This window comes from Pseudomonas sp. 05N431, assembly GCF_056397005.1.
Genome location: NZ_JBFTMN010000030.1, coordinates 1 through 19348, shown reverse-complemented (window position 1 = coordinate 19348; position 19348 = coordinate 1). Strand labels below are relative to the sequence as shown.

At 61.2% G+C, this 19348-nt stretch carries 16 protein-coding genes; 14 read left to right on the top strand and 2 right to left on the bottom strand.

Annotated elements, in window-relative coordinates:
* Positions 1-11: 11 nt before the first annotated feature.
* Positions 12-518, bottom strand: coding sequence for a type VI secretion system lipoprotein TssJ (tssJ, locus tag AC1DIG_RS28335; protein ID WP_477769973.1), 507 nt, complete (start codon positions 516-518; stop codon positions 12-14).
* Between the two features lie 75 nt (positions 519-593).
* The gene (gene tagH / locus AC1DIG_RS28330; protein WP_477769972.1) at positions 594-1991 is read right to left on the bottom strand and encodes a type VI secretion system-associated FHA domain protein TagH; all 1398 of its coding nucleotides are present in this window, start codon (positions 1989-1991) and stop codon (positions 594-596) included.
* Positions 1992-2396: 405 nt separating this feature from the next.
* Between tagH and tssA the strand changes: the two genes are divergently transcribed.
* The 14 genes from tssA to AC1DIG_RS28260 form a co-directional block, all read left to right on the top strand.
* Complete coding sequence (gene tssA / locus AC1DIG_RS28325) at positions 2397-3422, top strand: type VI secretion system protein TssA (RefSeq protein ID WP_477769971.1); 1026 nt, start codon at positions 2397-2399, stop codon at positions 3420-3422.
* An 80-nt stretch (positions 3423-3502) separates the two neighbouring features.
* On the top strand, positions 3503-4012 hold the full coding sequence (tssB, locus tag AC1DIG_RS28320) for a type VI secretion system contractile sheath small subunit (protein ID WP_007894500.1): 510 nt from the start codon (positions 3503-3505) through the stop codon (positions 4010-4012).
* Positions 4013-4027: 15 nt separating this feature from the next.
* Positions 4028-5521 carry a type VI secretion system contractile sheath large subunit gene (gene tssC / locus AC1DIG_RS28315; RefSeq protein ID WP_253417555.1) on the top strand — a complete coding sequence of 498 codons (1494 nt, stop codon included), beginning with the start codon at positions 4028-4030 and terminating at the stop codon, positions 5519-5521.
* A gap of 234 nt (positions 5522-5755) precedes the next feature.
* Complete coding sequence (locus AC1DIG_RS28310) at positions 5756-6244, top strand: Hcp family type VI secretion system effector (protein ID WP_427545468.1); 489 nt, start codon at positions 5756-5758, stop codon at positions 6242-6244.
* Between the two features lie 82 nt (positions 6245-6326).
* Positions 6327-6785, top strand: coding sequence for a type VI secretion system amidase effector protein Tae4 (locus AC1DIG_RS28305; RefSeq protein ID WP_477769970.1), 459 nt, complete (start codon positions 6327-6329; stop codon positions 6783-6785).
* A complete protein-coding gene (locus tag AC1DIG_RS28300; RefSeq protein WP_477769969.1) occupies positions 6782-7222 on the top strand; it encodes a hypothetical protein in 441 nt (146 codons plus the stop codon). Before AC1DIG_RS28305 ends, AC1DIG_RS28300 begins: the two co-directional genes overlap by 4 nt.
* An 89-nt stretch (positions 7223-7311) precedes the next feature.
* Entirely contained in the window at positions 7312-7731 is a 420-nt protein-coding gene (locus tag AC1DIG_RS28295) for a hypothetical protein (RefSeq protein ID WP_477769968.1), read from the top strand.
* Positions 7725-8237 carry a type VI secretion system baseplate subunit TssE gene (gene tssE, locus AC1DIG_RS28290; protein ID WP_477769967.1) on the top strand — a complete coding sequence of 171 codons (513 nt, stop codon included), beginning with the start codon at positions 7725-7727 and terminating at the stop codon, positions 8235-8237. The genes AC1DIG_RS28295 and tssE overlap by 7 nt, the downstream gene beginning before the upstream one ends.
* Positions 8234-10093 carry a type VI secretion system baseplate subunit TssF gene (tssF, locus tag AC1DIG_RS28285; RefSeq protein ID WP_477769966.1) on the top strand — a complete coding sequence of 620 codons (1860 nt, stop codon included), beginning with the start codon at positions 8234-8236 and terminating at the stop codon, positions 10091-10093. The genes tssE and tssF overlap by 4 nt, the downstream gene beginning before the upstream one ends.
* Entirely contained in the window at positions 10057-11109 is a 1053-nt protein-coding gene (gene tssG, locus AC1DIG_RS28280; protein ID WP_477769965.1) for a type VI secretion system baseplate subunit TssG, read from the top strand. The genes tssF and tssG overlap by 37 nt, the downstream gene beginning before the upstream one ends.
* Positions 11102-13780, top strand: a complete 2679-nt coding sequence (gene tssH, locus AC1DIG_RS28275; RefSeq protein WP_477769964.1) for a type VI secretion system ATPase TssH — start codon at positions 11102-11104, stop codon at positions 13778-13780. Before tssG ends, tssH begins: the two co-directional genes overlap by 8 nt.
* A 170-nt stretch (positions 13781-13950) precedes the next feature.
* The gene (locus AC1DIG_RS28270) at positions 13951-15888 is read left to right on the top strand and encodes a type VI secretion system Vgr family protein (protein WP_477769963.1); all 1938 of its coding nucleotides are present in this window, start codon (positions 13951-13953) and stop codon (positions 15886-15888) included.
* 18 nt (positions 15889-15906) lie between these two features.
* On the top strand, positions 15907-16341 hold the full coding sequence (locus tag AC1DIG_RS28265) for a DcrB-related protein (RefSeq protein ID WP_477769962.1): 435 nt from the start codon (positions 15907-15909) through the stop codon (positions 16339-16341).
* A gap of 12 nt (positions 16342-16353) precedes the next feature.
* Positions 16354-19348, top strand: a 2995-nt coding sequence (locus AC1DIG_RS28260) for a DUF6531 domain-containing protein (protein WP_477769961.1), incomplete at its 3' end; no start/stop codon positions are given.

Below are 19348 nucleotides of genomic sequence, written 5' to 3'. Positions count from 1 at the left end.
GCTCCGATTGCTTATTGGGCAGGGCTGGATGGGGGAACAACGACGGCGCTGCGCACGGCGCGCACATCGAGGCTGATCTGGTATTCGGTGTATTGGCGCGGCGGGACGTTCATCACCGTGCGCCACAGCGACTGATCCAGCTCGCGATACCCCACCAGCACGCCGATATGGCGAGTGGCCGGATCGAGGTCGCGCTGCAGGCTCAACTGCTGGCCAGGCTGGATCAGCACTTCGTCCTGGTCGATCAGATCCGCACCGAGCGTCGCCTGGGCTCGTTCGGCCAGTGCGAAATAATCGGAACGACCGAAGGTGGCGGCATTTTTCAATTCGAAAATGCGCACCCGGACAGGGGCCGGCTGGCCAGTGGCTCCGGGGTTGAGCCCGGCGATAGCGTGAAAGTGCAACTCGACGGCGGCCGTGTCGGCCTCAGCCTCTTCGGGTTGGGGTTTGGTGGCATCCTTGGCACACGCGGTCAGCAGAAGCGCGGTGGCAACTGCGAGTAAAAACCTGGGAATCATCCTGCGTCCTCAATGACGTTTCAGCTATCCGTTGTTCCATTCTTTGCTATGAATCGCGTTATGTGACAGCGGCGCTCAGCGGCGACGTTGTCTTGCACTGTGTTCTTCGTAGGCGCGGCTGAACTCCCGACCGAACAGGTCCTGGAAATCCTCCTGGGCCTCACGGGAAATATTGCTGTAGAGCTCGGTGAACTGCTGCCAGTACTGGGCCTGTCGTGAGCCATTGAAAATGCTCGACAGGCCACCGGGCTTACCCATGCGCTCTTCCAGTTGTGCCGGCTCGAAACGCGCCAACAGGTGCTTGATCGCAGCTTCCACACCCGCCATCACCGCCAATTGGTGGGCGCGCAAGTCATCGAAGCTGTCGCGCACCGCCAGGTCCGGCGCCATGAACGCCTGATTGGTGTGGCGCAACAGCAACAGCAAGGCTTCATCGACGTTGGGAGCGAATTTCAGCGGGTTGTTTTCCACCGGCTGAATCATCGTCTGCTGAATGCGGAACTCGCCCTTGAGGCTGCTGCGGGCGCGCAAGACATCGATCAGGCCCTCGACCATCAGCCGATAACTGCGGCCGATGCTTTCCATCTGCGCTTCGGCCTGGGCCTTTTCCAGGCGCACTTGATCCAGCCCGGCGCCGCGCAGAAAGGCTTGCAACAGGTCGGGTTGAGAATGGCTGACCGGACTGACCGGGGGCTCAACGATGGCCACGGGCGGTTCGCGCAGGGAGGCCGGCTCGATCGGTACGCTGATTTGAGGTACCGGTGGCGGCGCAACTTCTGCAACAGGCAAGGGGGCAACCGCCAGCGGCACAGGCTGGTCGCTGAACAGGTCCCAATCTTCCGGAATCAGTGGGGCCGACGCCAGCGGCGCAGGCTCTGTCATGGGCGTCGGTTTAGGGATCGGGGTCGGTGGACGGAAGTTGTGTTGCTCGACCGGGACATGGTCGGGCTGGGTGGCCGGCGGGATGCTGCTCGGTGCCAGAAAGTCGAACAAGTCCGGCAGCGTGTCCATGGCCGACACGCCCTGAAAATGTGCAGGGGGTGCCACGGGCAACGGGGTCGGCGTCTTCACGCCGGCGCCCTGGCGTCCCATCAAGGCATCGAAACTGCTGGAGGAATCGGCAAACGGGTTGCTGTCGGTCACAGGCAGATTGAAATCGATGCGCGCCTGGATTTCATAATCACCGATGCGGATAACTTCCCCATCTTGCAACGGCTCGCTGTTTCCCTTGCGCAGACGAATGCCGGCTTTGACTAACTCCACCCCATTAGTGCTGTTATCGGTCAAATAATACCGGCCATCTTTGTATTGAATAATGCAATGTTTTCCGGAGACCAAGCGCTCTGGATCGGGCAATACCCAGTCATTATCAGAATTACGGCCAATTGCCATCATCCCCTGATCCATGGATTTTTCAGAGCATTGACCAGGGGTAATCTTGTGATAACTAGTGATAGTCAAACACAGTGGCATTTCGCCTCCTTGCTGCACACTTTGCGCGTCGACGAATGAGGAGATCAATCCCCGCGGAACTCGCCGACAAACCTTGCAAACAACCACAAAAACGGATTTTTACCAGCATGTTTGCTGATCTTAACCGGTATACGTGACAAAAAACCTGCGTCAGCACCTTCCTGGACCTACCGGTCGCGAGGGTTGTTAAGCACCTCACATCCGTCACACAGGACAAATAGCTTACCTTGACAAGCCATAAGTACTACACCAAAAATGAACAACTTTCTTGAATAACAATGATGGCACTTTAAGATCATAGAAGATCCAAAGGGCCATTACACGCAAGGAAACATGCGAAGTTCCACTTGGAACTAACGTGTGAACTGCCCGACTCTGTCGCGGGCGATAGGGAGATCAAATTCAGTGGAAGTGCTTTCGCTGCTTGCCGCCGTTTCCGCGATTTCGCCTTGTGGCGAAGATCTGGAATACGACGCGGACTTTTTGCGCCTGGAACGCGATTCCCTAGGCCAGCCCGAGCGCAGCATGGGCGATTCGATATTGCCTGCCGAACCGCCTGAATGGCGCAGCATCCAGCAGCAAAGCCTGGATTTGTTGCAACGCAGCAAAGACCTGCGTATCACCCATTTCCTTTTGCAAAGCTCCCTTGCCCTGGAAGGTCTCACCGGCCTGGCCCGCGTCCTGACGCTGATCAGCGAGTTGCTCAAGCAATATTGGGCCGACCTGCATCCACGCCTGGATGCCGAAGACGACAACGATCCCACCGTACGCATCAACGCCCTCGCCGGCCTGGCGTCCGATGCCACCATTCGTCTGCTGCGCGAAAGTATCCTGGCCCGTTCGCGAACCTTTGGCGCTGTCAGCCTGCGCGCCGCCGCCAACGCCAGCGGCCTGCAAAGCTTCCCTGACGAAAACCTCGGCGCCGAGCAGCTTGCCGGGGCGTTCCTCGACAGCGATCCCGAGCAGCTGGAAATTACCCGCGCCGCCTTGCACGAGGCCCGCAATGTCGCCGAGGCCATCGAGCAACACGTCAGCGAACAGGTCGGGTCCGCCCAGGGCGTTGACCTTGGCCCGTTGAAGCAACCGCTCAAAATGGCCCTGCAGATTCTCGGTCAGTTCGCCCCCCAGAGCGGCGACGCCCCCCTGCCCGATGCCATTAGCGACGATAGCGCCGCGCCAGTTGAATACGCCACCGCACCGAGCGCACCGCGCAGCAGCGGCACTGGCGAAATCAACAACCGCGACGACGTGCTGCGCAGCCTGGACCGGATTCTTGCCTATTACACCCGTCATGAGCCCTCCAGCCCTCTGCCGGTGCTGTTGAACCGGGCAAAGAATCTGGTGCACGCCGACTTTGCGGCGATCGTGCGCAACCTGATTCCCGACGGCATGAGCCAATTTGAAAACCTGCGCGGACCAGACAGCGAATAAAAGCGTACGGATCACGCAGTCACGTCACCGGCCCCGCCGATGACGCCAACACCGTCGCTTGAGCGACCAGGAGCAGCAACGTGGCGAAGCAAAGTTCTCAGAAATTCATCGCGCGCAACCGTGCGCCTCGAGTGCAGATCGAGTACGACGTCGAGCTTTACGGCGCCGAGAAAAAGGTTCAGTTGCCCTTCGTGATGGGGGTTATGGCTGACCTCGCCGGCAAGCCCGCCGAGCCTCTGGCCCCTGTGGCCGATCGCAAGTTCCTTGAAGTGGACGTCGACAACTTCGACTCCCGCCTCAAGGCCATGCAGCCACGCGTCGCGTTCCACGTGCCCAACGAGCTGACCGGCGAAGGCAACCTGAGCCTGGACATCACCTTTGAAAGCATGGACGACTTCAGCCCCGCCGCCGTGGCGCGCAAGGTCGACTCGTTGAACAAGCTGCTCGAAGCGCGCACTCAATTGGCCAACCTGCTGACCTACATGGACGGCAAGACTGGCGCCGAAGAAATCATCATGAAGGCCATCAAGGATCCGGCGCTGCTCCAGGCACTTGCCAGTGCGCCCAAGCCCGCCGAGCCTCAGGCTTAATCAGGACGAATGATCATGACCGATCCAGTACGTGCAGACGCCCAGACACTGGGCACCACCGAAGAAGCCAGCGAGTTCGCCTCCCTGCTGCTGCAAGAATTCAAACCCAAGACCGAACGCGCTCGCGAAGCCGTCGAGACTGCTGTACGCACCCTGGCCGAACAGGCCCTGGCGCAGACCGATCTGGTGTCCAACGACGCGATCAAGTCGATCGAGTCGATCATTGCCGCCATCGACGCCAAGCTCACCGCCCAGGTCAATCAGGTCATCCATCACCCGGACTTCCAACAACTGGAAAGCGCCTGGCGTGGCCTGCATTACCTGGTCAACAACACCGAGAGCGACGAGCAGCTCAAGATCCGCGTGCTCAACATCTCCAAGACGGACCTGCACAAGACCCTGAAGAAATTCAAGGGCACCGCGTGGGACCAGAGCCCGATCTTCAAGAAGATGTACGAGGAAGAATACGGCCAGTTCGGCGGCGAACCTTACGGTTGCCTCGTGGGTGATTACTACTTCGACCAGTCGCCGCCGGATGTCGAGTTGCTGGGCGAACTGTCGAAAGTCTGCGCCGCCATGCACTCGCCGTTCATTGCCGCCGCCTCGCCGACTGTGATGGGCATGGGCTCGTGGCAGGAACTGTCGAACCCGCGCGACCTGACCAAAATCTTTACCACCCCGGAATATGCCGGCTGGCGCTCGCTGCGTGAATCGGAAGACTCGCGTTACATCGGCCTGACCATGCCGCGCTTCCTGGCTCGCCTGCCGTACGGTGCCAAGACCGACCCAGTGGAAGCCTTCGCGTTCGAAGAAAACACCGACGGCGCCGACAGCTCCAAATACACCTGGGCCAACGCCGCTTACGCGATGGCGGTGAACATCAACCGCTCGTTCAAACACTTTGGCTGGTGCTCGCGCATTCGTGGCGTGGAGTCTGGCGGTGAAGTGGAGAACCTGCCGGCGCACACTTTCCCGACCGACGACGGTGGCGTGGACATGAAGTGCCCGACTGAAATCGCCATTTCGGACCGCCGTGAAGCGGAACTGGCGAAGAACGGTTTCATGCCGCTGCTGCACAAGAAAAACACTGACTTCGCTGCATTCATCGGCGCCCAGTCATTGCAAAAACCGGCCGAGTACGACGACCCGGATGCCACCGCCAACGCCAACCTGGCCGCGCGCCTGCCGTACCTGTTCGCCACCTGCCGTTTCGCCCATTACTTGAAGTGCATCGTGCGCGACAAGATCGGCTCCTTCAAAGAGAAGGACGAAATGCAGCGTTGGTTGCAGGACTGGATCCTCAACTACGTCGACGGTGACCCGGCGCACTCCACCGAAACCACCAAGGCCCAGCACCCATTGGCGGCGGCCGAAGTGATTGTCGAAGAGGTGGAAGGCAACCCGGGGTACTACAACTCCAGGTTCTACCTGCGCCCGCACTATCAGCTCGAAGGTCTGACGGTGTCCCTGCGCCTGGTATCCAAGTTGCCTTCGGCCAAAGGCGCGTAAAAACCTGCAGCGGCACACTTGTGTGGGAGCCGGGCTTGCCCGCGATGGCATCAACGCGGTCCGGCTGAAAACCGCGGGGCCTGCATCGCGGGCAAGCCCGGCTCCCACAGGTTCTGTGCCCTGACTGGCATCGGGACAAGCCCGAAAAAGCGTGATTGCGCTGAAGCCTTGAACAGATTTTCGCAAGGTCGGCGTTAACCAAACAACGTGGTAGACACCACACAGGGAGAGAACATGGCTGTTGATATTTTCATCAAGATCGGCGACATCAAGGGCGAGTCCATGGACAAGGCCCACAAGGACGAAATCGACGTCTTGAACTGGAGCTGGGGCATGTCTCAGTCGGGCAATATGCACCTGGGCGGCGGCGGCGGTGCCGGCAAGGTGAACGTCCAGGACCTGTCGCTGACCAAGTTCGTCGACAAGGCCTCACCCAACCTGATGATGCATTGCGCCAGCGGCAAGCACATCGACAAGGTCAAGCTGACCGTGCGCAAGGCCGGCGGCGAAAGCCAGGTCGAGTACATGATCATCAACCTGGAAGAAGTGCTGATCAGTTCCCTGAGCACTGGCGGCTCGGGCAGCGATGATCGCCTGACTGAAAACGTCACCCTTAACTTCGCCAAGGTGCTGGTGGACTACCAACCGCAAAAAGCCGACGGCACCAAGGACGGCGGGCCGATCAAGTTCGGCTGGAACATCCGCCAGAACGTCAAGGTGTAATCGAACGTGCCCCCGTCGTTATGCGTCGGGGGCATTTTGGTGCTTGCCCGAATCCAATCCTTCCCCATCCGGTGTCTGAGTCATGGCCAAGCCTTCGTTTATCAATTTGTGGAAAGCGTATTCCGATCTCCTGGTTACGTATCCTGACGCAAAGCCCTGTGATGGCCCTTGGGAAAACCAGTGTGCCATCCGCATGAGCGCGACACTCAATGCAGAGCTGACCATCAAGGTCAACAAATCCACCTACACCGAACCCAAGTGTGCGCATGAACACGCCCGGGGTGCCGAGTCGCTGGCGAACTGGTTGTGGAAGCATCATCTGGGGCGGCCATTGATTCTCGGTGGAAGTGCCGAAGAACGTCGAAAGTTGCAAGACAAGACCGGACTCATCTTCTTCAAGGATTGTTTCCAGCAGACAGGAGAGTCATCGGACAGTCGCACCGGCGACCATATCGACCTGTGGAATCGCGGCCTGACCATCGGCCGGTATAGCGACCCTTCCTACCGATCCCGAGCCATCTGGTTCTGGGAGCTGACATGATCAGGTCCAGCCGAAACGCAGTGGTCCTGTGTTGCGTATTGTCGAGTGTATCCGCGTGCGCCGACCAGCAAGCGCCATCTGCTGCCACGGACCAGGTAGTCACCCTGGGCGCACAACAACTGACACTGGAGAACGACCAGCAGCGCTGCGTGTTGCGTAAACCGGATCAGAGCGTGCTGCCGCTCGAAATGCCATGGCCTTGCCAATTTGCGGTCGACCGACAAGGCAAGCCGCACGTCGAGTCCTTCAACAATGTGCCAATTGCCATCGTGCTGCACATAAGCGTTGACCCTGCCAACAGTCGCGACTGTCGGTCCGAGTACCGCGCCGTACGCCAGATCAAAGGCCAGCTCGAACCTTCGGTGGTTTCTCGCAGTGCCAGTTGCCTGCGTGGCGCAGGGGACCAGAAAGACTACACAGCGCTTTTCACTTGGTAAGCGACTTCACATGCAATCACTCACGACTCTGCGCATCGCGCAAAACAGGTTGGGCTTTGAGGATTGAAATGATCAAACGAACCCTGTTGATGCTGCTGTCCGGCTGCCTGCCGTTGAGCCTCAATGCCTGGGCCGGGCAGCAACCACTTGCTGCACCCAGCAATCAAGTCATTGTCGCCGGACAAACATTGACTCTGGAAAACCACGATCAGCAATGTGCGTTACGCAAACAGGACCAAAGCATCTTGAAACTAGACATGCCATGGCCTTGTTTTCTGAGTGTCGACCGCAAGGGCCAGCCACGGGTCGAAATCTTCAACAATGCCCAAATCATCATCGTGGAGCACTCCACGCCCGAGCCCCCTCCGAGCCGTGATTGTGACGCTCGGTATCAGGCCATCCGCCAAATCAAAAGCCAGCCTATGGAAGTGTCGAAAGTCGCTCATAGTGCTGGCTGCATGACCGGCGGCATGGACCAGAAAAATTTCGTGGCGCATTTCTCGTGGTAACCGACATCGCCACTCGCGATCGCCTGCAACCGTCCCTGCTGGATCGGCTGACCGACGACGACCCGAGCAACCTCAAGGAAAGCGCCGACAAGCGCGTGCTATCCCTGACCCAACTCAAAGCCTCGGTGCTGCGGGACCTGGCGTGGCTGCTCAACACCACTTCATTGCTCAGCGCCGATGCGACGCTGCATACACCGGCCGGCACTTCGGTGGTCAACTTCGGGCTGCCGGCCCTGGCCGGCAACAGTGCGTCAAACGTCGATATCGCGGCGCTTGAGACACTGATCCACCAGGCCATCGCCACGTTCGAACCGCGCATTCTGCGCAATACCCTGCGCGTGCGAGCCCGGGCATCTGCCGAGATGAACCACAACGCCCTGAGTTTCGAGATCGAAGGTGATCTCTGGGCCCAGCCAGTGCCGCTGCGCCTGATGCTGCAAACCGACCTGGACCTGGAATCCGGTCATGTGCGGGTGGTCAACGCCGACCAGCGGAGACATTCATGAACCCGCGCCTGCTGGAACTGTACAACCAGGAACTGCACCACGTGCGCGAAAGCGCGGCGGAGTTCGCCCAGGAATACCCGAAAATCGCCAGTCGGCTGACGTTGTCCGGCATGGACTGCGCCGATCCGTACGTCGAGCGCTTACTGGAAGGGTTCGCCTACCTGACGGCGCGGGTACAGCTCAAGCTCGATGCCGAATACCCGACCTTCACCCACAACCTGCTGGAAATCGCGTACCCCCATTACCTGGCGCCGACACCGTCGATGACCGTGGTGCACTTGCAGGCCGACCCCGATGAAGGCTCGCTGAGCAGCGGCTTTCCGCTGCCCCGGGACACGGTCCTGCGTGCCGCCCTGGGGCGCGAAACCCAAACCTGCTGCGAATACCGCACCGCCCATGCGGTGACGTTGTGGCCATTGCAGGTCAGTCAGGCCGAGTACTTCGGCAACCCGTCCGCCGTGCTCGGGCGCTTGGCTGCCAGCACCCCCAAGGCCAAGGCCGGCCTGCGCCTGACCCTGCGCACCGGTGCCGAACTGCCGTTCAATAGTCTGGCCCTGGATAACCTGCCGTTGTACCTCAACGGTGCAGACGAGCAGCCCTTTCGCCTCTATGAACAGCTGCTGGGCAACGCCTGCGCCGTCTTCGCACGTCAGCCCGGCGGCGATTGGGTAGAACGCCTGCCACAGGATGCACTGCGTTCCGTGGGATTCGACGATACCGACGCCGCGCTGCCCGTGGTCTCGCGAGCCTTCCAGGGCTATCGCCTGTTGCAGGAATACTTCGCCCTGCCCCGCCGTTTTCTGTTTGTCGACTTCACCGGGTTGAGCCGGGCAGTCAAACGCTGCGAGGGTCAGGAACTGGAATTGATCGTGCTGTTCGACCGTCATGATCCGAGCCTGGAAGGCAGCGTCGGTGCCGCGCAGTTCCTGCCGTTCTGCACCCCGGCAATCAACTTGTTTCCCAAGCGCCTGGATCGCATCCACTTGTCGGAACGGGTGAATGAACATCACGTGATCGCCGACCGTACCCGGCCGATGGATTTCGAGATTCATTCCCTGACCGCCCTCACCGGCCATGGCACCGGGTCGGAACAGCCTTTTTTGCCGTTCTATGCCGTCCGCGATCCGTCTCGCTACGGCCGCGATCAGGCGTATTACACGGTGCGGCGCGAACCCCGCATGCTGTCCAGCGGTCAGCGGCGCAACGGCCCACGTTCGACGTACATCGGCAGCGAAACCTTCGTCAGTCTGGTGGACAGCCAGCAGGCGCCCTATCGCCACGACCTGCGCCAATTGGGCGTAACGGCGTTGTGCACCAACCGCGACCTGCCGCTGTTCATGAGTGTGGGCAACAGCAAGACCGACTTCACCCTGGCCGACAGCGCACCGGTAGCAGCAGTGCGCTGCGTGGCGGGCCCGAGCCGCCCACGCGCCAGCCATGCCCACGACGCCAAGGCCTGGCGGTTGATCAGCCAGCTTTCGCTGAACTACCTGTCCCTCAGCGAGCAAGGCCAGGGCGCCGCCGCCCTGCGCGAACTGCTGCGCCTGTACGGCGACAGCAACGATACGGCGCTGCAATTGCAGATCGAAGGCCTGCGCGAAGTCAGCAGCAAAGCCTGCACCCGACGCTTGCCAATGCCGGGCCCGATCGTGTTTGGTCGTGGCCTTGAGATCACCCTGGAATTCGATGAAAACGCGTTTCGCGGCACCGGGGTTTTCTTGCTCGGCGCAGTGTTCGAGCGCTTCCTGGCACGTTACGTGTCGATCAACAGTTTTACCGAGACGGTGATCCGTACCACCGAACGCGGCGAGATCATGCGATGGAAAGCCAAACCCGGACGCCGTCCGACCCTGTGAGTACCCTGGACGCGATGCATCAGGAGCCCTGGGAATACGACTTCTTCCAGGCATTACGGCGCATCGAGTGCGAATCGCCTGAGCTCCCGCGCCTGGGCCATTCGTTGCGCCTGGCCGACGACCCCTTGCGCCTTGGACAACAGGCCGATTGCACCTTCGCCCCCGCGACCCTGGCCTCGGTACAGCCGGGCATCGACGGTTCGCCGGCGCGTCTGGAGCAGTTCTTTTTCGGCCTCGGCGGCCCCAACGGCCCGTTGCCGCTGCACCTCACCGAATATGTGCGCGAACGCCAGCGCAACAACGCCGACAGCACCAGCAAACGCTTTCTGGATGTGTTCCACCATCGCCTGCTGAGCCTGTTTTACCGGGCCTGGGCCGAAGCCCGGCCGACAGTCAGCCATGATCGCCCGGACGATGACTACTGGTCGGCACGTCTGGCAGCACTGAGCGGTCGAGGCATGCCGAGCCTGCTCAAACAAGGGCTGATACCCGACACGGCGAAGCTGCATTACAGCGGTCATCTGTCGGCACAAACCCGTTACCCCGACGGTTTGAAGGCAATTATCGGCGAGTACTTCGGCCTGCCGGTGGAGATCGAAGAGTACGTCGGCCAATGGCTGGTGCTGCCGGAGCGCAGCCGCGTGGGCGTGAGCGCCCATCAATTGGGCGTGGATTTTTGCCTGGGCCGCTGCGTCTGGGATCGCCAGCACAAATTCCGCATTCGCCTGGGGCCGCTCAAGCTGGATGACTACATGGGCATGTTGCCCGGCAGCCCATCCTTCAATGAGCTGGTGGCCTGGGTGGCCGAATACCTGGGCCATGAACTGGACTGGGATCTGAACCTGGTTCTGCAACAGCCCGAAGTGCCGACGCTGCAACTCAATGGCCGCTTCCGCCTGGGGTTCAATACCTGGGTGGGCAAGCCCGCAAAAGATGCCAAGGACTTAATACTGGCCCGGCATTACGCCGAGCAAGCCAACACCTCACAGATCTCAAGGAGCCAAGAGCATGGGTGAAATCAGTCGCGCCGCGTTGTTCGGCAAACTCAACAGCGTGGCCTACAAAGCCATCGAAGCCGCCACCGTGTTCTGCAAGTTGCGTGGCAACCCTTATGTGGAACTGGCTCACTGGTTTCATCAGTTGCTGCAATTGCAGGATTCGGACCTGCACCGCCTCATCCGTCAGTTCAATATCGAGCCGGCGCGCCTGGCCCGGGACCTGACCGAAGCCCTGGACCGTTTGCCACGGGGCTCGACTTCGATCACTGACTTGTCCTCCCATGTTGAAGAAGCCGTGGAGCGTGGCTGGGTCTACGGCAGCCTGATGTTCGGCGAAAGCCAGGTGCGTACCGGTTATCTGGTGCTGGGCATCCTCAAGACACCGAGCCTGCGCCATGGGTTACTGGGACTGTCGGCAGAGTTTGACAAGATCAAGGTCGAGGCCCTGAGCGAGCGTTTTGACGAATACGTCGGCGACTCGCCGGAAAATGCACTCAGCGCCAGCGATGGTTTCAACGCCGGCAGCGTGCCCGGTGAAGCCAGCGGCGCCATGGCCCCCAGCGCCATGGGCAAGCAGGAAGCGCTCAAGCGTTTTACCGTCGACCTCACCGAACAGGCCCGCAGCGGCAAGCTTGACCCGATCGTCGGCCGTGACGAAGAGATCCGCCAGCTGGTGGACATCCTCATGCGTCGTCGGCAGAACAACCCGATTCTGACCGGTGAAGCCGGCGTCGGTAAAACCGCCGTGGTCGAAGGTTTTGCCCTGCGCATCGTCGCCGGTGACGTGCCGCCGGCGCTCAAGGATGTGGAATTGCGCAGCCTCGATGTCGGCCTGTTGCAGGCCGGCGCGAGCATGAAAGGTGAATTCGAACAGCGCCTGCGCCAAGTCATCGAAGACGTCCAGGCCTCGCCGAAACCGATCATCCTGTTTATCGACGAAGCCCACACGCTGGTAGGTGCCGGTGGCGCCGCCGGCACCGGGGATGCGGCCAACCTGCTGAAACCGGCTCTGGCCCGGGGCACGTTGCGCACCGTGGCCGCCACGACGTGGGCCGAGTACAAGAAGCACATTGAAAAAGACCCGGCCCTGACCCGTCGCTTCCAGGTGGTGCAAGTGGCCGAGCCGTCGGAAGACAAGGCATTGCTGATGATGCGCGGCGTGGCCTCGACGATGGAAAAACACCATCAGGTGCAGATCCTCGACGAAGCCCTGGAAGCGTCGGTCAAACTGTCTCACCGCTACATCCCGGCGCGCCAGTTGCCGGACAAATCCGTAAGTCTGCTGGACACCGCATGCGCCCGGGTCGCCATCAGCCTGCACGCCGTGCCGGCCGAAGTGGACGACAGCCGTCGGCGCATCGAGGCGTTGGAAACCGAGCTGCAGATCATCGCCCGCGAACATGCCATCGGCATTGGTATCGGCGCCCGCAATACCCAGTGCGAAAGCCTGCTGAGCGCTGAGCGCGAACGCCTGGTCGAGCTGGAAAGCCGCTGGGCTGAAGAAAAAACCCTGGTGGACGAACTGCTCGCTACCCGCGCCACCCTGCGCGAACGCGTCGGCGTGGTGGACAGCGAGGACGGCAGCGAGACCAGCCACGCCTTGCGTGAAAAACTGGTGGACCTGCAACAGCGTCTCAGCGCCCTGCAAGGCGAAACCCCGTTGATCCTGCCGACTGTGGATTACCAGGCCGTGGCCTCGGTGGTCGCCGACTGGACCGGCATTCCGGTGGGCCGCATGGCCCGTAATGAACTGGAAACCGTGCTCAACCTCGACCAGCACTTGAAGAAACGCATCATCGGCCAGGACCACGCCTTGCAGATGATCGCCAAGCGCATCCAGACCTCCCGCGCCGGCCTCGACAACCCGAGCAAACCGATTGGCGTGTTCATGCTCGCCGGCACCTCCGGCGTGGGCAAGACCGAAACCGCCCTGGCGCTGGCCGAAGCCATGTACGGCGGCGAGCAAAACGTCATCACCATCAACATGAGTGAATTCCAGGAAGCTCACACGGTGTCCACCCTCAAGGGCGCGCCACCGGGCTACATCGGCTATGGCGAAGGTGGCGTGCTGACCGAAGCCGTGCGGCGCAAACCCTACAGCGTGGTGCTGCTGGACGAGGTGGAAAAAGCCCACCCGGACGTGCATGAGATCTTCTTCCAGGTCTTCGACAAAGGCGTGATGGAGGACGGCGAAGGTCGCGTGATCGACTTCAAGAACACCTTGATTCTGCTGACCACCAACGCTGGCACCGAGCTGATTGCCCGGGTCTGCAAAGACCCGCAAAACGTGCCCGAGCCCGAAGAAATCGCCAAGGCCCTGCGCCAGCCGCTGCTGGAGATTTTCCCGCCGGCCTTGCTGGGCCGCCTGGTGACCATTCCGTACTACCCGCTCAGCGACGAGATGCTCAAGGCCATTACCCGCCTGCAACTCAACCGCATCAAGAAGCGCGTGGAGAACACCCACAAAGTGGCGTTCGATTACGACGATGAGGTGATCAACCTGATCGTCTCCCGTTGCACCGAAACTGAAAGTGGTGGGCGGATGATCGACACCATCCTGACCAACAGCCTGCTACCGGACATGAGCCGCGAGTTCCTCACCCGCATGCTCGAAGGCAAGGCGCTGGCAGGGGTGCGGATCAGCGCCCGGGACAACGAATTGCACTACGACTTCAGCGACGCCGCATAGCCCTGGAGGAATGCGGTCAGTGTGGGAGCTGGCTTGCCTGCGATAGCGGTGTATCAATCGGCATCAATGCTGAATGTCACACCGCTATCGCAGGCAAGCCAGCTCCCACATTTGATCCGGTTTCTGCTGAGAAAAGCGCTGCGGCGATTACAACGTTTACGGGATTACTGATGCTATTCGAGCAACTCTCACGCCTGGCAAAAATCACCAGCCCCCTGGGGCCGGAGGTGCTGTTGCTCAAAGACATGGGCGGCGGCGAAGAGCTGGGGCGGCTGTTCAACTATGAGTTGCAGCTGCACTCACTGGACAATGCCATCGACCTCAACCAGTTGCTCGGCAAACCCATGTCCCTGAGCCTGCAACTGGACGGCGGTGGCGAACGTCATTTCCATGGCATCGTTGCCCGCTGCAGCCAGAACGTCGATCAGGGCCAGTTTGCCAGCTACCAGGTCACGCTGCGGCCTTGGCTTTGGCTGCTGACCCGCACCTCCGATTGCCGGATTTTCCAGAACCTGACCATCCCGCAGATTATCAAGCAGGTGTTTCGCGACCTGGGCTTTTCCGATTTCGAAGACGCCCTGAGCCGGCCCTATCGCGAGTGGGAATACTGCGTGCAGTATCGCGAAACCAGCTTCGACTTCGTCAGCCGCCTGATGGAACAGGAAGGAATCTACTACTTCTTCCGCCATGAACAGGGTCGTCATGTGTTGGTGTTGGCCGATGCCTACGGCGCCCATGCCAACGTGCCCGGCTACGCCTCGGTGCCCTACTACCCCAAGAATGAGCAGCAGCGCGAACGTGATCACATCCACGATTGGCACCTGGCCCAGGAAGTCCAGCCGGGTTCGCTGGAACTCAACGACTATGATTTCCAGCGCCCCAGCGCGCGTATCGACGTGCGCTCGGCCATGCCCCGTCCGCACACCGCCGGCGATTATCCGCTGTACGACTACCCCGGCATTTATGTGCAAAGCGAAGACGGCGAACATTACGCCCGCACCCGCATCGAAGCCTTGCAGACCCTGCACGAACAGGTCGAGCTGGCCGGCAACGCCCGAGGCCTGGGCTCGGGTCATTTGTTCAGCCTCACCGGCTTCAGCCGCCAGGACCAGAACCGCGAATACCTGATCGTCGGCGCCCGCTATTACATTTCCCAGGAAAGCGGGGAAACCGGCGGCGGTGCGCCTTCGGCGCAGTTCGAAAGCAGCCTGACCTGCATCGACGCCCAACAAAGCTACCGCCCGCTGCTCAACACCCACCGCCCAATCGTCAAAGGCCCGCAGACCGCGTTGGTGGTGGGCCCCAAAGGCGAGGAAATCTGGACCGATCAGTTTGGCCGGGTGAAGGTGCATTTCTATTGGGACCGGCATGATCAGTCCAACGAAAACAGCTCGTGCTGGATTCGCGTGTCACAGTCCTGGGCCGGTAAAAACTGGGGCTCGATGCAGATCCCGCGGATCGGCCAGGAAGTCATCGTCAGCTTCCTCGAAGGCGACCCGGACCGGCCGATCATCACCGGTCGCGTCTACAACGCCGAACAGACCGTGCCCTACGACCTGCCGGAAAACGCCACCCAGAGCGGCATGAAAAGCCGTTCGAGCAAGGGCGGCTCACCGGCCAATTTCAACGAAATCCGCATGGAAGACAAAAAAGGCGCCGAGCAGCTGTACATCCATGCCGAGCGCAATCAGGACATCGTGGTCGAGGTCGATGAAAGCCACGCGGTGGGCCACGACCGCAACAAGAGCATCGGACATAACGAGACGGTGACCATCGGCAACAACCGCCTGCGCATCGTCAAGCAGGAAGACATTCTGTCGGTGGGCCAGCGCAAGACCGACAGCATCAGCCAGAGCTACGTCATCGAGGTGGGCGAGAACCTGCGGCTGGTGTGCGGCGAAAGCATTCTGGAGCTCAATGCCAGCGGCCAGATCAACCTGACCGGCGTGCAAATCAGCTTCTATGCCAGCGGTGATGCCGAGATCAACACCGGCGGCGTGCTGCACCTGAACAACGGCGGCGGCGCTGGCGCCACGCCTGATGGCCAGGGCGTCAAGGCGAGCATCGACGCCAACATCAATGCCGCGTTTCCCATGTCCAAGAGCTAATCACGAGAACTGTGTTCCATGACCTACCGAATCAATGAATTCCAGTTCCAGCTGCCGGAAAGCGAGTTACTGGACGCGTCGATCAACATCCTCAAGTTCGCCGAACTGGGCACTTCGCTGATCGTCAGCCGCAGCTTGCTGGCCGACGGCGAAACCCTGCAAAGCAACTTCGACGACCAGCTCAAACGCCTGGAAAAACAAGTGCAAGATTTGCGTTTTCAACCGGGCGTCGCCGTGCGCCTGGGTGCCAACCAGGAAGTCGAAGGCATCGAGTTGCGCAGCCAGTTCAACAAGGGCAACGACAAAGTCTTCCAGTACCAATTGGCGCTGGTGTTGCCCGGCACCCGCAAAATGCTCGCCCTGAGCTACGTGAAGGCGGAAAAACTCGGCGATGCCGAAGCCGCACATTGGGCGACCATCAAGAATTCGCTGTTGTTCGACGTTCCGGCCTGATGAGCACCCTGCATGTCTGACGCACTCTGGGCCGCCCGGCTGGGCGATGCACTCGACCACACTTCGATGATGGCCGACATCCTCGGCGGTGTGCTGGAGGTGGCGGCCAACATCGCGATTACTGCGCTGGCGACGGCTGCCGTGGTGGCGGCCACGGGTATCACCGTCGCCACCGGCGGCCTCGGTTGCTTCCTGCTCGGCGCGGTGGTGGGCACCATCGTCGGCCTTGCCATGAGCAAGACCGGGGCCGACAAGGGTTTAAGCAACCTGTGCGAGAGTTTCAGCAATTCGCTGTTTCCGCCCACGGTGCAGGCGACGATTCTCACCGGTTCCACCAACACCCTGATCAACAGCATTCCCGCCGCCCGCGCCGCCGGGGCGATCCCGTCCCATGTCGCGCCGGCCGGTACCGAGCTGGAAGCACCCGAGCCCGAAGCCGAGCCCAGCTATCTGGATATGGCCGAAAGCTTCTTCTCCCAGATGTGGCGCCCCACTGTCGCCACCCCGGCGCCCGGCGCGGTGCCCAAGCCGCTGGACCTGGTCACCTGCATGAAGCATCCGCCGATGCCGCCGCAGTTTCTGGCCGAGGGCTCGGACAAAGTCACCATCAACGGCCAACCGGCCGTGCGCAGCGGCGACCGCACCACCTGCGACGCCAAGGTGGTGGGTTCCGGGCTGATCTCATCCAACGTCACCATCGGTGGCGGCTCGGTGGTGGTGCGCGAGATCCGTAGCGGCAAAACCCCGGGCGTAGGGCTGGCGGTCACCGCGTTGCTGATGCTCAAGGGCGGCAAAGGCAAGTTCTTCAGCAAACTGCCGTGCATGCTGATCGGCGGCGCGACGTCGATGGCCGTCAGCAGCGCGATGGGTGCCATGGCCAACGCGGCCATGGGTTCGTCGAATCCGGTGCACGCCGCCACCGGGGCCAAGGTGCTGGGGGGCGATGAAGAGCTGGACTTCGTGCTGCCCGGTGTCTTGCCGATGGATTGGCAGCGCTTCTACAACAGCCACGACGAGCGGCGCGACGGGTTGTTCGGCGCCGGTTGGAGTGTGTCCTACGAGGTATGCGTCGAAATCCTGCCTCACCCGGAGGGCGGTGAAACGCTGATTTATACCGACGAGCAGGGTCGGCACATCGACATGGGCTCGATCCCCTTGGGCGGCGCGGTGTTCAGTGCCGGTGAAGGGCTGAGTGTTCGGCGGCATCGCAATGGGCAGTTGTTGATTGAAAACGATGACGGGTTGTATCGGCTGTTCGACGGTACACCCGGTAATCCGTCCTTGTTGCGCCTGAATCAGCTCGGTGACCGCAACGACAACCGCATCCACCTCGACTATGACGACGGCGGGCAGCTTGTTCGGCTGCGGGACACCTTCGATCTGGTGCAGGTCGAGCTGATTCATGAAGGCGGTCGCGTGGCTCGGGTGGAACGCCTCTACCCCGACCAACGTCGCGAAGTGCTCGTCAGCTACGGCTACGACGCAATGAGCAATCTGGCCGAGGTGCGCGACGCCACCGGCCAGGTGCAACGGCGCTTCGCCTACGACGTCGGGCGGCGGATGGTCGAGCACCAGCTGCCCACGGGGCTGCGGTGTTTCTATGAATGGGCCTTGATCGAAGACCAAGAATGGCGCGTGGTCCGCCACTGGACCGACGAGGGCGACGCCTACCAGTTCGACTATGACCTGAAGGCCGGTGTCACGCGCATCACCGATGATTTGCAGCGTGTCAGTACACGTCGCTGGAACACCCAGCACCAGATCACCGAATACACCGACAACCTCGGCCAGACCTGGCAGTTCGAGTGGAACGACGAGCGCCAATTACTCAACGCCACCGACCCACTGGGCGGGCGCTACGAATACAGTTACGACGACGCCGGCAACCTGATCGGTGAAACCGACCCGCTGGGCCGCAGTGACTCGACCCTATGGCTCGAGCACTGGGCCTTGCCGCTGGTGGACACCGACGCCGCCGGCCACAGTTGGCAATATCGCTACGATCAGCGCGGCAACTGCATCGCCGAGACCGATCCGCTGGGCCACATCACCCGCTACCGCTACGACACTCACGGCCAGGTCGTCGAGATCATCGACGCCACCGGCAAAAGCAAAAAATTGCGCTGGAACCCGTTTGGCCAACTGGTCGAACACATCGATTGCTCGGGTTATCCGACGCGGTTCAGCTATGACAACCGGGGCTATTTGCAAACCATCACCGACGCCCTCGGCGAACGCACCCAGTTCAGCTACGACGCCCAGGGGCGGTTGCTCAGCAGCCAGTTGCCGGACGGCCGCACCGAGCAGTATCAGCGCGACGTCGCCGGCCAGTTGATCGGCTACACCGACCCGGCCGGGCACACCACGCTGTATCAACACAACCGTCGCGGCCAGGTACGCCAGCGCACCGACGCCCATGGCCGGCAGGTGCAGTTCGGGTACGACCGCTATGGGCGACTGCAAGCGCTGACCAATGAGAACGGCGAAAGTTATCGGTTCGCCTGGGATGCTGGAGACCGGCTGACCGAACAACAAGACCTCGACGGCAGCGCCAAGCGCTACACCTATGATCTGCTGGATAACGTCGCGGCGGTCACGGCGATTCCGGCACCTTATGGTAACGGCCTGGCCGTCGTCCCCGAAGCACCGCCGGCCCCCATCGTTCATCGGCTGGAACGCGACGCCGTTGGCCGGCTGATCGCCAAAGTCACCGACGATGGCCGCACCGACTACAGCTACGACCCGCTGGACCAGCTCACCGCCGTCACCTTCACCGACCACGACGGCAACGTCCAAGCCCTGAGCTTCGCCTACGACGCCCTCGGCCAGTTGCTCGCAGAACAAAGCACGGCCGGCAACCTGCACCACCACTACGACGAACTCGGCAACCTGATCCAGACCCAACTGCCCGACGGCCGCTGGCTCAATCGCCTGTACTACGGCAGCGGCCACCTGCACCAGATCAACCTCGACGGCCAGGTCATCAGCGACTTCGAACGCGACCGCC

Excerpts from the sequence above, each read along its gene's own strand:
- AC1DIG_RS28270 (WP_477769963.1), top strand. The coding sequence starts at position 13,951 with ATGCTATTCGAGCAACTCTCACGCCTGGCAAAAATCACCAGCCCCCTG.
- tssJ (WP_477769973.1), bottom strand. The coding sequence starts at position 518 with ATGATTCCCAGGTTTTTACTCGCAGTTGCCACCGCGCTTCTGCTGACC.
- tagH (WP_477769972.1), bottom strand. The coding sequence starts at position 1,991 with ATGCCACTGTGTTTGACTATCACTAGTTATCACAAGATTACCCCTGGT.
- tssG (WP_477769965.1), top strand. The coding sequence starts at position 10,057 with ATGGAAAGCCAAACCCGGACGCCGTCCGACCCTGTGAGTACCCTGGAC.
- tssC (WP_253417555.1), top strand. The coding sequence starts at position 4,028 with ATGACCGATCCAGTACGTGCAGACGCCCAGACACTGGGCACCACCGAA.
- tssF (WP_477769966.1), top strand. The coding sequence starts at position 8,234 with ATGAACCCGCGCCTGCTGGAACTGTACAACCAGGAACTGCACCACGTG.
- AC1DIG_RS28295 (WP_477769968.1), top strand. The coding sequence starts at position 7,312 with ATGCTGCTGTCCGGCTGCCTGCCGTTGAGCCTCAATGCCTGGGCCGGG.
- tssH (WP_477769964.1), top strand. The coding sequence starts at position 11,102 with ATGGGTGAAATCAGTCGCGCCGCGTTGTTCGGCAAACTCAACAGCGTG.
- AC1DIG_RS28300 (WP_477769969.1), top strand. The coding sequence starts at position 6,782 with ATGATCAGGTCCAGCCGAAACGCAGTGGTCCTGTGTTGCGTATTGTCG.
- AC1DIG_RS28310 (WP_427545468.1), top strand. The coding sequence starts at position 5,756 with ATGGCTGTTGATATTTTCATCAAGATCGGCGACATCAAGGGCGAGTCC.
- AC1DIG_RS28305 (WP_477769970.1), top strand. The coding sequence starts at position 6,327 with ATGGCCAAGCCTTCGTTTATCAATTTGTGGAAAGCGTATTCCGATCTC.
- AC1DIG_RS28265 (WP_477769962.1), top strand. The coding sequence starts at position 15,907 with ATGACCTACCGAATCAATGAATTCCAGTTCCAGCTGCCGGAAAGCGAG.